Genomic DNA, 14302 nt, shown 5'->3' with positions numbered 1-14302 from the left:
CAATTGTTATCCCTGACAAAGTGGAGCTTGCATTATATTTCTGACTAGCTTTAAAAGAGAGTGAAGCTGTTTTTGAAATAGATGTTTCTGCCGTAATTGCTAAAACGGATTGAAAGTTAAAAAGGCTTATAAATATTGATAATATAAGAAGTTGAGGTAGTAATCTTCTTACAGTGCCCATTTATCTTTCACATCCGTCAGATAAAATTGTGATTGCTTTCCAAATGCGACATTATAACGCTCAAGATGAATCGGAACTCCTCCATATTGTTTAATTTGATCTTGAATGTAATTTTTAGGTACTAATTTAAAAACGTAATTATGCGCTATACTATCAACCTTATGAAATCCAAATTCTTGATTGTTATAGAACAATCCTTCTCTTTCAATTAATTTACCGTCATCGTATACATATGGTGTGTCGAGCAAAATTGTCCCAGTTTTTCCTTCTGTGTACATTTCAAAACTAGTTCGCATAACTTGCCCTGAACCATCAGCAACAAGATTTTTCCCAATTATTTTATATGCAAAAAGATACACGTCTTTTGGTTTTTCTAACTTATTGGCTGGAAAATAAGTAGCACCCTTCAAATACTCCGCATAATACCCCTTCGTATCCGCAGGATCCAAAATAATCAATTTATCAATCGTCACGTTATATTTCTTACTTATATCCACCGAATAAGGCAGCTTCACCAGATCATTCTGATCAAACATCGTGATCATGTTATGCCGGTGCCATGCGATCTCGGCGGCGCTGGATGCACCTTGATCGACCGTCAATTTACCGCCGTCAGCCAACTTAAGCAAACGAGTCACCAACACCGCAGCTTCCGCCCGAGTTGTTGTGCCTTCGGTATTAATCGTCTCTGCCTTTGTCCCCGAACGGGACAAAATCCCCTTGTTCACTGCGCGGAACATCAGCTCAGCCGCACTTAACTTCTTACCCCGGTACTCCGCATACTCGCCGCGTACGGCCAGCTTGGCCATTTCGTTACGTGTCGCCGGATTGTTCAGATTACCCGAATAGTCACCCTCTATATACACGCCGGCTTTGGACAATGCCGTCTGATATGGCGCATACCAAGTAGAACCGCCCGTGCCCACTTCAATCTTAAAGGTCATGGCCACGACTTTCAGCAGCTCCGCCCTTGTTATCGTATTGTTTGGTTTATAGGTCCCATCCGCATAACCATTCAGCACCCCGGCTTGAACCGCCGTCTCAATAGACGACTCCGCCCAATGACCTTTGATATCGGTGAACGAAGGCTTAGCAGCCGCCTCGACACTCCGCCCCTTGCCGGTCAACCCTAATCCAACTATACTTCCCGCCGCAACTACACTTGCCAGTACAATAGACACCCATGCTTTTCTCACAATCTATCATCTCCTCATTCATTTTTAAGCTCTATGAAGCCTCGGTTTTTGTCTACTTTCCCCCATAACTCTCATAATTGGATAGCAAAAAAGCACACAAAAAACCCGTAAGGCTTTTGGCGTGCTTCGCTCAAAAATTATTTCTATAATATCGTAAAATATCATTTTTTGTCAAATGTTACCGTTAACTAACCTAACCCACTCGACCGCAAGCGGACCACCTTCGGCCTTAATGGTCACACGGCATCGGCCCGGGGCCAGCAGAACGTGTTCGATGGCGTCCGCATCCTGCCACTCCGTGCCGGTGAACGCACAGATGCCGGCAAGCTGATTATTTACGCGAATAACCGCTACCGCTTCGCCTTCAACCGCCTTTGCGCGTATGGTTACGACATGCTGAAGCTCAGCTCCCTCCGGCAAATAAAGCTCGTACACCAGCCAATCGCCCGGAGCAAGGCGGACATGCAGCCAATCCTGCGGCTCCCACGACTGCCCGCCGCCATGATGGAAATGCGCCGTCTCCCGCTTACTGTCCGTGAATCGGATATCCGTGCCGTCCTCGTCACGGAAGCCAAGCTGCCGCACGGTACGCTCGCCTACGCCATAGCTGACTCCTTCCCCATAGTAGCCGTAGAAGATAGCCGGAATCCGGATTGGCGTCCGGAACAGCAACGAACGCACAACCTGCGGATGATAGACGCAGCGGTCTAAGGCCAGATTATCCAGGTACGCCCACAGAATTCGCTTCGCTTCTTCCGCGCTTGGCTTCACGCCGCCGTTTAAGTAAGCAACCAGCTTGTCCCAGCCCTCGGGCATAATGACGGAGCAAGGGGAATTGGTTGTACTTAGCTTTTTCCAAGTCCAGAAGTTCCATGAAATATGATGATCCTCATACAGACGGAATGCGCCCGTATACCATTCGATATTGTTCTCTCCACCTTCTCCCATATAGATCGGCAGATTCAGCTCCTCGCGCTTGTCCAGGAATTTCTGGATGCTCGCCGTATCCGGGCTGTTCCAATACTTATGGAATTGCAGCATCAGGTTATCGTCAATTACTTCGTTGAATACCGACCAGTCCGTCGCCCAATGGGCGCCTTCAATAATAATCATATGCCGGTCATCAACCTCGCGGATTGCTTGGACCATTTCTTTATATAAAGGCATCAGCCTGTCATTGTATTGGGCATTCCAATCCGGAAGGGGCTCGTTCAGCAGATCGTAGCCCGCTACAATCCACTCGTCCTTATAACGTTCCGCCAACAAACGCCACATCTCAATCGCCATTCTGCGGTAATCGTCGTTTAAGAACAGCTCCGGCTGATCATTTTCCGAGTCATCGATGTTTGCTCCCGTTTGTCCTCCCGGAGCACCATGCAGATCAAGAATGACATACAATCGGTGCTCGCGGCACCAGTCAATCGCCCGGTCAAGCAGCGCAAGATGCTTCTCATTATATTGTTCCGTACCTTCAACCATCAGGAACCGCCAGTTGATCGGAAAACGAACCGAGTTGAAGCCCTCCTCCGCAATACGCCGGATATCCGCCTCCGCGATATAAGTATTGTAGTAAATCTCCCAGAAAGACGCCGCTTTCTCTTTGCCGATGAGCTCGCGTATCATCTTCTCTATCCGTCTTGGACGGTCACCCGCATCGGGGAATTTCCACATGTATCCTTCGGGAAGCAGCCAGCTCCCGAAGCCTACTCCGCGCAGCACAATCTCCTCGCCGGCGCCGTTTACTATTTTCTGTCCAACACGCTTTACAAATCCACTTACGTCTCCCAATCTCCGATCTGCCATCTCGAATTCCCCCAATAAGATATGTGTGTCTTTCGAAGACAAACGCAAGAACAAAAACAGCGCCTGCATACACGCCGGATTAGAGCGGTTGCAAGCGCCGTTAAGGCAACTTTATCAATGGGGTTGTGGCCGGGCAATACCCGGATTTTTGTCTTGAAGCCAATCTGTTGTCTTATTTATTCTCTACGGTCTTTCGGAAGCAAAATGGACAGCAGGCCAATCAGAGGCAGGAAGCTGCAAGCAACCATCGTATCCAGAATCCCATAATGGTCAGCTGCCGTTCCGAGCACGATTGAACCGAGACCGCCCATACCAAAAGCTAGACCGGTAATGAGACCCGACGCCATTCCTACCTTACCCGGCAGTAGCTCCTGCGCGTAAACAACGCTGACCGAGAAGCCGGACTGCAGGATGAATCCAAGGATGAAGATAACCGGATAAACCCAGCCCAGCGACACATGAGGCAGCAGCAGGGCGAATGGCGCTGAGCCAGCAATCGAGAACAGCATCATCCGCTTCCGGCCGAACCGGTCCGACAAGATGCCGCCGAAGAACGTGCCAAGCACGCCAGCCGCCATAAAGATAAACAGCGGCACCTGGGCAGCTTTGATGGACAAACCGTAGTTATCCTGCATGTAGAAGTTATAGAAGCTTCCGATCCCCGCTGCATACCACGAACGCGCAAAGACAAGAATAAGCAGCAACGTCAGAGCGAAGGCAATAATTTTATTATTGTATGGCGATACCGCCGGTGCGGCACCCGTTTTTTTCTTAACGGGCGTACCGTTTGCCGCAAGCTGTGCGCCATACCACGGCACGACTCTCAGCAATACAAGGATAGCCGCAATCGCAAGGAAGCTGCCCAATACCGCGCCGCGCTGACCAAGCGGAACGAAAATATAAATCGTCATCAATGGAGCGAGCGCTTGACCGAAGTTGCCGCCGACCTGATAGATCGATTGCGCAAGGCCGCGGCGTTCACCGGCAGCGAAGAATACGACACGGGAGCCTTCCGGATGAAACACGGCCGAGCCAAATCCAACGAACACAACCGCAAGCAGCAGCATCCAGAAGCTAGGCGCATAAGCCAAACCAACCATGCCGACCAGACTGCAGGCCATCCCGACCGGTAACATCCATGGCGCGGGCTTTTTATCCGATAATATTCCCACCGCCGGCTGCAGCACCGAGGATGTCATATTCAGGGTAAAAGCGATCCAGCCGATCTGGCCGAATTTTAACCCAAGCGAATCTTCAAAAATCGGGAACAATGCCGATACGACGGATTGCATCGCATCATTAAGGAGATGAACCGAGCTGATAGCAAAAAGAATAGAGTAAACCGTCCCCAGCTTGACTGCCGGAGAGATTTTCGCCGTATTGCCAGCGGACATACGAATTCCTTCTTTCTTTTATCCAAGCCGCTTGGCAGCACCTAAACGAATGCATACCGGGCTTGGCACTTCGAGTATAGTACCTTCTGAATGGATAAGCCCCGTCTCTTGATTAACCGAAAATAACACGATATTGCCTGTTTTCTGATTGGCAACAAGCAGCTGGCTGCCATCCGGCAGCACGAGGAAGTTACGCGGTGCATCTCCTTCACAGGAAGCATTCTGAATAAGGGTCAGACCGCCATCTGCTTGATCAACGGCAAATACGGCGATGCTGTTATGACCGCGGTTCGAGCTGTACAAGTATTGTCCGGATGGCGACAGATGAATGTCTGCAGCATCATTGTAGCCGGAGAAGCCTTCCGGCAAAGCGGATACCGTTTGAACGGGAGTCAGCTCGCCGCTCTCCGATACGCGCAGCAGGGTAATCGTAGAATCGAGTTCATTCATAACGTAAGCATTGGATTGGCTCTTATGGAAAACAATATGGCGAGGACCCGCTCCGGAATGAAGCTTGCACGAGCTTTGCTTCACAAGCTTGGTTCCCTCTTCAATCTTGAACGTGTGAATGAGGTCCGTACCAAGATCATTAACGTATACATAATTTCCATTAACAACAATAGCATGCGCGTGAGGAGCTTCCTGGCGCGCGGTATTGGAGCCAAGCGGCGCTTCCTCGCGGACAACCGACGTTGCCGGGGCAATCGTGCCGTCTTCATTAATAGGAAGAAGCGAAGCATTGCCTCCGGTATAGTTCGCAACAAGGGCAGTCTTGTTCAAAGCGTCAACCGTTATGTAGCAAGGATCCGCGCCATGCGACAGCTGGCGGTTCAATTCGGTCAGATGACCGCTTCCCTCTTCAACAGCAAAGGAGACAACGGATCCTCCCGCTTCAGTTCCGGTCCGGCCCGTTTCGCTTACGGCATAAAGATGACGACCCGACGGATCCACAGCCAAATACGAAGCGTTCTCAACCTTGGTCACTTCTTGTTTAACCGTAATGGTGCCGGCCGCACCGTCAAAATCGCATACGCGAATGGTAGCTTCCGACTCCGCTCCGTAAGAGCCAATGTATAAGGTCCCTGCAAAAGTCTGGTTCTTGCTCATTATTCAACAACCTTTCTTTGGGTAGAGTACAGTAAATCGAACATAGCACATGCCAACCGTCTTCACAATGGTTTAAAAAAAAATGTCTTTTCATCCGTGAATAGGCGTGATATAATGTAAGCGCTATCAAATCAGTAGTTCACATTTCTAAGGGGGAATCGGAATGATGAATACTACGCTGAGCGGCAGAAATGTCTATGAGGATTTCGAACTGGAGTCGGACGTTCTTTACTTTAAGCTTGGTACTCTTGGTCTAGTCAGCTTCCACGGCAGAAACTACAACATAAAGAAGAGAATGACTGCCGAGCAGATTCAGCAGCTCACAGCAAATAGCAGTTTCTACCCGGTCCATACGAATTGCTACATTAATATCGGCAAGATCAAATCCATTGCCGGCGGCGTCGTATATTTTGGTTCGGAATATCACGAATCCAAGCAGGTACCGGTACCTAGACGCAAACAGTACGTGCTGCAGCAGCTCTTCACGCAGCGCACGATTAACAACGAGCTTCGCATAACGCCATAAGCTCGGTTCGCAACAAACAACCGCCGCATTCCAACCTTGGAATGCGGCGGTTGTCTGTTCAAGTCCATCCTGTTATTCTATTGGAAGGTTGATTATAAGGAGGCATTATCCATGAGCACGCAAGGAAAAGCATTTGAGGAATTGTATAAAGGCGAGCCTGCAGTATGGCTGCAATGGGGCTCTTACGAAGCTGCCGTTCTGCCTGAAGTTGGCGCGAATCTAATCGCTTTCCGCGACACAAGCAAAGGTTATCATATTCTTCGCGAGCCAGCTGAACAAGAAATGGAAGCGTTTAAAGCAAGCCCGGGCGTACACGGCATTCCGGTATTGTTCCCTCCTAACCGTTATGAAGACGGCCGCTTCCACTTCAACGGCAGAACATATACTTTCCCGATTAACGAGCCTAGAACAGGCAACCATCTTCATGGATTTGCCCATACAGCGGTCTGGACAGTTGAAGATTATGGCGTAAACAAAACGGAAAGCTACGTGTCTTTAAAGCTGTCGGTAGACGAGAAGCATCCGATCTTCGAATTCCTGCCGCATGTGTTTACCCTTCGTCTCCGTTATGCCTTGAACGATACAGGACTTCTTCAGCATATTTCCGTACATAATGAAGGTCAGGATGCCATGCCTTGCATGGTCGCATTCCATACAGCCGTTAACGCGCCATTCGCGCCTAACAGCACGCCGGAAGACTGCTCCTTCACGATGACGATCGGCAAGCGTTGGGAAATGAGCGAGCGCATGCTGCCTACCGGCCAATTCCTTCCGTTGTCCGAAGGAGAGCAAGCTATCCAAACAACGGGTGTCCCTACCTATTGGGAAGCGATGGACAACCATTACACGGCTGAACCGCGCAATGGCCGTAACCAAATGGTGCTCACGGACGCACGCGAGCAAGTGTCGCTTGTGTACGATGCGGGTACTGCCTTCAAGCAATGGATGGTATGGAATAACAACGCTACAAAAGGCTTCTTCTGCCCTGAGCCGCAGCTTAACCTGGTTAATGCGCCTAATGTTAGCCTGCCGGCAGACGAGATTGGTCTCGTAAGCCTGGAGCCGGGCGGCATCTGGGAAAACTCAAGCCGTTTCTACCTGCGGGCGGCTAAGTAATAGAACATAAGACGGAAGCCTAGGCTACTTTGCCCAGGCTTCTGTCTTTTTTTATTTAGAACAGACCAAATCATTTCTTACAGGCGCACCTCTACTCCAGTCTCTGCCCTACCCCAAGCCTCTCCGCCGCCTCGGCGTAATGCGCCGCCACCGCCACGTCGAATATGGCAAGACCCATCGGCGTAAACAAGGTTGGTCTTGCCGGACGAATCAATTGCTCCCGCGGCAGTGACATTGCCTCCGCCAGCGTTATCGTATCGGAAGCCTGCAAGCCGGCATAGAGATGAAGACGTTCCGTATCCGTATCCGCCCGGCAGATCTCCTCCCAGCTGTCAACAATGATGGTTCCCACGTTCGCCAAGGCATCCAGCTCATAATCGCGAAGCGAGACATGCATCAGAATCGCATCCGGCTTAGCAGCCTCGTCGATATACCGCTCCGGCGCTGCCGTACAGGTGAATACCACGTCCGCAGCGCGGTATGCTTCCTGCCAGGAAGCCGCCTTCTCGACCGGTATGACTGCCGGAACGCCGTTCAGCCATTCCTCCACGTCCACATTTCGCCGATCAAATGCGGTTATTCCGCTAATTCGGTCACCAAGCAGACCATTCAGCATATGAACATGCATCCGCCCGATTGGCCCCATGCCAATAACCGCCGCTCGCAGCGGTCTATCTCCTCCGGCGATCAGCTTGCGCAGCATAGCGCCGCTTACAGCTGCCGTACGGATCGCGCTAATGAGGCTGCCTTGCACCATCGCAACAGGAATGCCGGTATCCGGGTCATTCAGAATCGTGACGCTGTTTGCCCTCGGCAGCCCAATGTCGATATTCCCAGGGAAGCTCGCAATCCACTTAAGGCCGGCGGCCCGAACCGGACGATTGACATAAGCCGGCATCGCGATAATCCGATTGCGCTCATCGCCGTATTTCAGGTAAGGCTTGATCGGCTGCGCGCACTCCCCCGCCGCAAATGCAGCAGCGGCTTCTTCTATAAGAGTAGCAAGGACCGGCCAATCAATACCGATCTGCTCCAAATTCCGCTCGTTCAAATAAATCATTCCTTGATCGCTCCTCCATGCTTATGCAGACCGGCAGCAAAGCTATCGCCAAACAACCGAGATACCCATGTATCGTCATAAACGGTATTTAAATAACGTTCTCCGCGGTCCGGCAGAAGCACCGCGCAGGTTGAGCCGGGCTCGATGAACGGACTATATTTTTCCACAGCCGAAATCACTCCTCCCGAGGAGCCGCCAGCCAGGATCGACTCCATACGAACCAGCCTCCGGCAGCCGGCAATACAATCCCGGTCGTTGACTCTAACTACCTCATGTATACCTTCGTCGGGACATAATCCCGGTTTAATTCCCGCTCCGAGCCCCGGAAGCATGCGGGTAACCTTGCCTTTCTCGCCGCCGAAAATAATGCTGCCTTCCGCATCAACGGCTATGACCTTCGTCCGAAGCCCGTTCGAGCGGATATAGTCCACGCAACCCCGGATCGTTCCGCAGGTGCTGACCCCGCAAAACAAATAGTCCAGCCCCGGAAGATCTGCTGCGATCTCCGTCATCGTTGTCTGCTGGTGGGATAAGGCATTGTTTTTGTTGCCGTATTGATTGGGCCAGAAGGCATCCGGAAGACGCTTCAGCCAGCGGCGAACGCGGGCAAGCCTTGCAGGAACAAACTCTCCCGTCTCGGGATCCGGCTTCTGGACCAGGTCAATTCTCGCGCCGTAAGCCCGAAGCACGCGAAGATTCGCTTCCGTTGTCTTGGGATCCACTACGCATATAAATTTGAAGCCCATCGTGTTGCACAGCTGTGCAAGCCCTACCGCCAGATTGCCCGAGCTGGATTCTACAATGACGGAGCCGGGCTTGATGCGCCCTTCTTCGAACGCTGCCTGGAGCATCGCCTTCGCCGGCCGGTCCTTCACGCTGCCGCCGGGATTATGCATCTCCAGCTTCGCGTATACCTCGAATCCGGCATTTTCAAACAGCCTCCCAAGCTTCACCATGGGAGTATTGCCAATCATGGCGGCAACATTGTCGTATACGCTCATCCATGATCCCTTCCTTCGCTGCCCTGCTGAACAAACAGCTTTTTCTGCTTAATCGGCTTTTTGCCCGTCCCCTCCGGCGAGGAAGCTTCCGATGCTGAGCTTTGCGCAATAAACAAAATATCCATCTGCTCGAGAAGCCCGCCGCGGATCATGGCGCCAATAGCCGGAATCGTGCTGTGCAGCTCGTCGCGAACCGCAGCTTTCAAAGCCTCATCCTGCTCTTCGGCCGTCGTAATCCGAACCTGCAGCTTATTGCCGTTCACTAGCACCTTCACAACAGCTTGCCGGACATGCTTGAAGATGGCATTTTCAATATCGTATACACTGATTTTTTCCCCATGCTTCAACTCCGGTCCGACCCGCTTCACGATGGCGTCAAAGGTTGTGACCGATTTACCGTCCCGCTCCTCCACTCTCAAATCCCGGACAACATCATAAGTGACAAAGCGCAAGGCCGGAAAACGCCGCCGGACAAGCGATGTAAGCACCAGGAGCTGTTCACCCTCGGGCAGTTCTACATCAGGCAATGCTGCCTCAGCTGGCGTTACGCCTTCCGCAAGGATATCGTCCATTACAACATACCGACCGATCGTCCGGTCATAATAAGCAATGGTTCCAATCTCGATGCTCCCCAGCGTATCCATCACGTCATGCTCCGTAATGCCAAGCCGCTCCGCAACGCGTTGCCTCCATGCGGGAGGTGCCGGTTCCCCGACCAGAATGACGCATTTCACGCCCCATTTGTAATCCGGAGGAGCAACGCGCAGCATGCCGTCAAGAAGAGAAGGCATCGTGTACAGAACATCCGGTTCATAATCGGAAATACGGATCAAATGAGCGGCGGCAGGCAGACCAAAAGGAACCGACTCGCAAGCAAGGCCCAGCTCCTCAAATATTTGCACGGCGGTAGCCTCCGCATGACCTGTCCCCATATCGCTCAACGCCCGGGTTACGTTATAGCCTTTGAGCAGCTCCGCGAACATCTCTTTTTTATACTGGATATATGCTTCTTCATCTATTGCGTCGTAGTAGATGGCCTTGCGTTTATTGCCGCTTGTACCCGATGTGCGGTATACATTCCAATCTTGCGGAACAGTCCTCTCGTCGCTCTCGTAATAGGGAAGCAGTCTGTCCTGCGTAAGCAGCGGAACGTCCTCCCAATTGAAGTCGTCCCGATCCCCGGTTAGCTGTTTATACCAAGGATACAGCTGTCTCACTTCCTCCCATTTGGTACGGAGAGAGAGAATATTCATAGAAATAGGCATGAAGCATCCTCCATTTCGGTCGATCATTCTTCCATCCTATGCGCCCCAAAAGAGAATCGCCCCGCATAAAGCCCACTCGCAGCAGAAAAGGCAAGCATATGTTATTTCTGTAAGACTATCATGTCAGGAAGACGGAGGAAGATAGTTTCCCTATGAAAAAAAGAAGAGGCGTTTATAACAAATGGGCTAAAACCGTTGTTCTTAACCGAAAAGCTTCAATCCGCAGTCATGTTCCGCACACTCTCCTGTTTAGTGAAAACTCTTTGAGAAGGATGCTCCAGCTCTATCAAATGGTCTATATCAAACCAAATACCGGCTCCCATGGCGACGGCGTTATGCGTGTAGAACATAAGAATGGCAGTTATTCCTATCAGCTGGGTGCAAAAAAGAGAAGAAATCTGACCTGGCCGCAGCTGATTACTTCCTTGAAAAACAAAATAAGAGGCACCAAATACCTCGTGCAACGGGGCATCCATCTGTCGCGATTCAAGAACCGGATCTATGATCTGCGCATTGAGGTGCAGCTGAACGAAAGCTGGCAATGGCAGATCAGCGGCATGCTCGCAAGGGTTGCCCAGCACGGCATGGCCGTAACCAATGGAGCGCAAGGCGCCGATATATACACCTTCGACGCGGTTATTGCCGCTCATGGCGGCGCGGAGCTGGTCCAAAGGCTGCAATCGGAGCTGCATGTCTTATGCGTAGACTCTGCCCATCTTCTGAAGGCAAAGTATCCGTTCTTAAACGAGCTGGGCTTCGATATTGCGCTTGACCATAAGATGCATCCCTGGATTCTTGAGGTGAATACAACTCCTGAATCAATCCCCTTCAAGAAGCTTCCGACGAGGACGATGTACAATCGCATTATGCAGCTGCGGAGGCTGAACGCCCGCAGATCTTAAGGTGAAACATTCAGCGATTCTTTGAATGGGAGCAACACGCGTTTAGCGGTCAAAATATAAGCCCACTGCAGGGAAAACTTATGCTTTTTGTGATATTTTGAACAAGCTGTTTGAATAGCCTCTATAGTAGGTCAATGCTTACGAAGCAGGAATTTCCGCAATAAGCGTGAGTCACCGCAAAAGCGCGCGTCAATTCTTAAGTCAATGCTTACGAAGCAGAATTGCCGCAACAAGCGCGCGTCAATTCTAGGTCGATGCTTACGAAGCAGAATTGCCGCAAAAAGCGCGCGTCAATTCTAGGTCGATGCTTACGAAGCAGAATTGCCGCAAAAAGCGCGCGTCAATTCTTATAGGAGGGATCATTACATGGCCATCGTTCAAATGGAGCAAATTACGAAGCATTACCGCATGGGCGGGCAGCGTTTCACCGCGCTGCAGCATATTTCCCTTGAAGTACAGCAAGGTGAATTTGTCGCGATTCAAGGGCCGTCCGGTTCCGGTAAATCTACGCTCATGAATATCATGGGCTGCCTGGATACTGCAGACAGCGGCACCTATACGCTGGAGGGCAGACGGGTATCGTCAATGAGCGATAATCAGTTGGCGGATGTGCGGAACAGGCGGATCGGGTTTATTTTCCAAAGCTATAATCTGATACCAAACTTAACGGCTTATGATAATGTCGAGCTGCCGTTAATCTACCGGGGAGTGCCGGGACATCAGAGGAAGCAGGCCGTGCTGGATACGCTCGAATCGGTTGGGCTGAGCGGGCATCTGTACCATCGTCCTGCGGAATTGTCAGGGGGCCAGCAGCAAAGGGTCGCAATAGCGAGAGCGCTTGCAACAAATCCTTCGATACTGCTCGCGGATGAACCTACAGGCGCGCTCGATTCACATACGGGTAAGGAAATAATGGCGCTGTTAGCCAAGCTGCATGCCGAAGGCCGTACGATTATCCTGATCACCCATGATCAGGCGGTGGCCTCTTATGCGGACAGGGTCCTATATATCAGAGACGGAGCTATCGCTTAAGCCGTAAGCCTCATTGCTTATCCGCCCGATGCGGAGGGCTTTGAGGCTTATTGGCGCTTGGCGGCGCGGCGAAATTGACTTCTTGGGCGGGACAAGTTACTTTTAGAGAGGTGAAGGAACGTAAGCCGCAACAAGAAAGGGTTAGATAAGATGCCTCTTACACATGCTACTTTTGCAGGAGGATGCTTCTGGTGTATGGTAACGCCATTCGAGGAGCTTCCCGGCATTCACGGAATTGTATCCGGATATATGGGCGGCCATTTGGTCGATCCAACTTATGAGGACGTTAAAAAAGGGACAACCGGTCACCTCGAGGTCGTTCAGATTACCTTCGACCCGGCGGTATTTCCTTATGAGCGCCTGCTTGAGCTGTTCTGGCCGCAGATCGATCCAACCGATGCGGAAGGACAGTTCCAGGATCGCGGGAGCCAATACCGTACGGCTATCTTCTATCATAACGACGAGCAGCGGGAGCTTGCGCTGGCTTCGAAGGAGGCGCTTGCGCAGTCCGGCCGCTTCGACAAGCCGATTGTGACGGAGATCCGGGAGACGGAGACGTTCTATCCGGCGGAGGATTATCATCAGGATTACCATAAGAAGAATCCGAAGCATTACAAGGAAGACCGCGAGCAGTCCGGCCGCGATGAATTCATTGAGCAGAATTGGAAATAAAACTAAGCGAAACCCGCCTGGACAGCCCCGGCGGGTTTCGCTTTTTTATCCGAGCTTTACGATGGTTCTGCCGCGCACTTGGCCTTGCAGAATGCGGGCAAGCTCCTCCGGAAGCTCATCTAACGTAATTTCGTTTACGATCGTGGTACTGAGCATCGTTGGCTTAAGATCGGCAGCAAGCCTCTCCCATACCCGGCGGCGAAGCTCCATCGGGCATTCTACCGAATCGATCCCCAGCCAGTTCACCCCTCTAAGAATAAAAGGATACACGGACGTCTCTATCTCAACCCCTCCGGTAAGTCCGCTTGTTGCGACCGAACCGCCGTATTGAAGCGTGGACAGAAGATAGGATAACGTCTTGCCTCCAACCGGATCAACCGCCGCCGCCCATTGCGGTCGCCGAATCGGCCTTTTTTCGGACTCCGTCAATTCATCCCGATGAATGACATGAGCTGCGCCAAGCTCCTTCAAATACCCTTCTTCGCTTAGCCTGCCGGTGCTCGCCGTTACCTCATAGCCGCGTTTGGCAAGAATATTAACGGCAACGCTGCCTACCCCGCCGCTCGCGCCGGCAACCACCACCTGGCCTTTATCCGGCGTAAGTCCGTTGTCCTCAAGCCGCTGAACCGATAACGCCGCTGTAAAGCCCGCCGTGCCTAGTATCATGGCTTCGCGGAGAGTGAGTCCTTCGGGCAGAGGAACAACCCAGCCGGCCGGAACCCTGGCGATTTCGCTATATCCGCCATAATGCGCTATGCCAAGACCGTAGCTCGTAACAATCACCTGATCGCCGGGCTGATAACGCGAATCGCTTGATTCGGTTACCGTACCCGAGAGATCAATGCCCGGGACATGAGGGTAATTCTTGACCATTCTCCCCTGGATTCCAACCATTCCATCTTTATAATTCACGCTGGAGTAGGCTACGCGAATGGTTACTTCTCCTTCAGGCAGGTCCGCCGCGGTGAGGTTTTTGATCGACAGCTTTGGTTGTTCTTCTCCCTCCTTGTCCGCTACTAATGCGCGATAGTGATTCACCCTGCATCC

General features: G+C 51.6%; 13 protein-coding genes. 5 read left to right on the top strand and 8 right to left on the bottom strand.

Features of this window, described 5'->3' with window-relative positions:
* Nucleotides 1-168 precede the first annotated feature (168 nt).
* From M3194_RS24555 to M3194_RS24540, 4 genes are all read right to left on the bottom strand, one after another.
* A complete protein-coding gene (locus M3194_RS24555) occupies nucleotides 169-1377 on the bottom strand; it encodes an S-layer homology domain-containing protein (RefSeq protein ID WP_251656728.1) in 1209 nt (402 codons plus the stop codon).
* 171 nt (nucleotides 1378-1548) lie between these two features.
* A complete protein-coding gene (locus M3194_RS24550; protein ID WP_251656727.1) occupies nucleotides 1549-3180 on the bottom strand; it encodes a cellulase family glycosylhydrolase in 1632 nt (543 codons plus the stop codon).
* Nucleotides 3181-3356: 176 nt separating this feature from the next.
* A complete protein-coding gene (locus M3194_RS24545; RefSeq protein ID WP_251656726.1) occupies nucleotides 3357-4574 on the bottom strand; it encodes an MFS transporter in 1218 nt (405 codons plus the stop codon).
* A gap of 18 nt (nucleotides 4575-4592) precedes the next feature.
* Entirely contained in the window at nucleotides 4593-5681 is a 1089-nt protein-coding gene (locus M3194_RS24540) for a lactonase family protein (RefSeq protein WP_251656725.1), read from the bottom strand.
* A gap of 163 nt (nucleotides 5682-5844) precedes the next feature.
* On the opposite strand from M3194_RS24540, the gene M3194_RS24535 reads away from it, so the two are divergent.
* A complete protein-coding gene (locus M3194_RS24535; protein WP_251656724.1) occupies nucleotides 5845-6207 on the top strand; it encodes a LytTR family transcriptional regulator DNA-binding domain-containing protein in 363 nt (120 codons plus the stop codon).
* A gap of 111 nt (nucleotides 6208-6318) precedes the next feature.
* A complete protein-coding gene (locus M3194_RS24530; protein WP_251656723.1) occupies nucleotides 6319-7323 on the top strand; it encodes an aldose 1-epimerase in 1005 nt (334 codons plus the stop codon).
* Between the two features lie 91 nt (nucleotides 7324-7414).
* Here M3194_RS24530 and sbnB read toward each other — a convergent pair whose 3' ends face one another.
* The 3 genes from sbnB to M3194_RS24515 are packed head-to-tail and all read right to left on the bottom strand — an operon-like array spanning nucleotide 7415 to nucleotide 10649.
* Nucleotides 7415-8383 carry a 2,3-diaminopropionate biosynthesis protein SbnB gene (sbnB, locus tag M3194_RS24525; protein ID WP_251656722.1) on the bottom strand — a complete coding sequence of 323 codons (969 nt, stop codon included), beginning with the start codon at nucleotides 8381-8383 and terminating at the stop codon, nucleotides 7415-7417.
* On the bottom strand, nucleotides 8380-9384 hold the full coding sequence (gene sbnA, locus M3194_RS24520) for a 2,3-diaminopropionate biosynthesis protein SbnA (RefSeq protein ID WP_251656721.1): 1005 nt from the start codon (nucleotides 9382-9384) through the stop codon (nucleotides 8380-8382). Before sbnA ends, sbnB begins: the two co-directional genes overlap by 4 nt.
* Complete coding sequence (locus M3194_RS24515) at nucleotides 9381-10649, bottom strand: phenylacetate--CoA ligase family protein (RefSeq protein WP_251656720.1); 1269 nt, start codon at nucleotides 10647-10649, stop codon at nucleotides 9381-9383. The genes sbnA and M3194_RS24515 overlap by 4 nt, the downstream gene beginning before the upstream one ends.
* A 152-nt stretch (nucleotides 10650-10801) precedes the next feature.
* Between M3194_RS24515 and M3194_RS24510 the strand changes: the two genes are divergently transcribed.
* The 3 genes from M3194_RS24510 (at nucleotide 10802) to msrA (ending at nucleotide 13255) form a co-directional block, all read left to right on the top strand.
* Nucleotides 10802-11551, top strand: a complete 750-nt coding sequence (locus M3194_RS24510) for a YheC/YheD family protein (protein ID WP_251656719.1) — start codon at nucleotides 10802-10804, stop codon at nucleotides 11549-11551.
* 366 nt (nucleotides 11552-11917) lie between these two features.
* Nucleotides 11918-12583 (top strand): ABC transporter ATP-binding protein, encoded by a 666-nt coding sequence (locus tag M3194_RS24505; protein WP_285889539.1) that lies wholly within the window; start codon nucleotides 11918-11920, stop codon nucleotides 12581-12583.
* Between the two features lie 150 nt (nucleotides 12584-12733).
* Nucleotides 12734-13255 carry a peptide-methionine (S)-S-oxide reductase MsrA gene (gene msrA, locus M3194_RS24500; RefSeq protein WP_251656718.1) on the top strand — a complete coding sequence of 174 codons (522 nt, stop codon included), beginning with the start codon at nucleotides 12734-12736 and terminating at the stop codon, nucleotides 13253-13255.
* Between the two features lie 45 nt (nucleotides 13256-13300).
* On the opposite strand, the gene M3194_RS24495 is transcribed toward msrA, so the two are convergent.
* Nucleotides 13301-14293, bottom strand: a complete 993-nt coding sequence (locus M3194_RS24495; RefSeq protein ID WP_251656717.1) for an NADPH:quinone oxidoreductase family protein — start codon at nucleotides 14291-14293, stop codon at nucleotides 13301-13303.
* Nucleotides 14294-14302: the final 9 nt, after the last annotated feature.

The sequence above is a fragment of the Paenibacillus glycanilyticus genome, from assembly GCF_023715145.1.
Taxonomy (GTDB): Bacteria; Bacillota; Bacilli; order Paenibacillales; family Paenibacillaceae; genus Pristimantibacillus; species Pristimantibacillus glycanilyticus_A.
The sequence above is the reverse complement of the archived record's forward strand: the minus strand, read 5'-3'. Positions and strand labels throughout refer to the sequence as shown.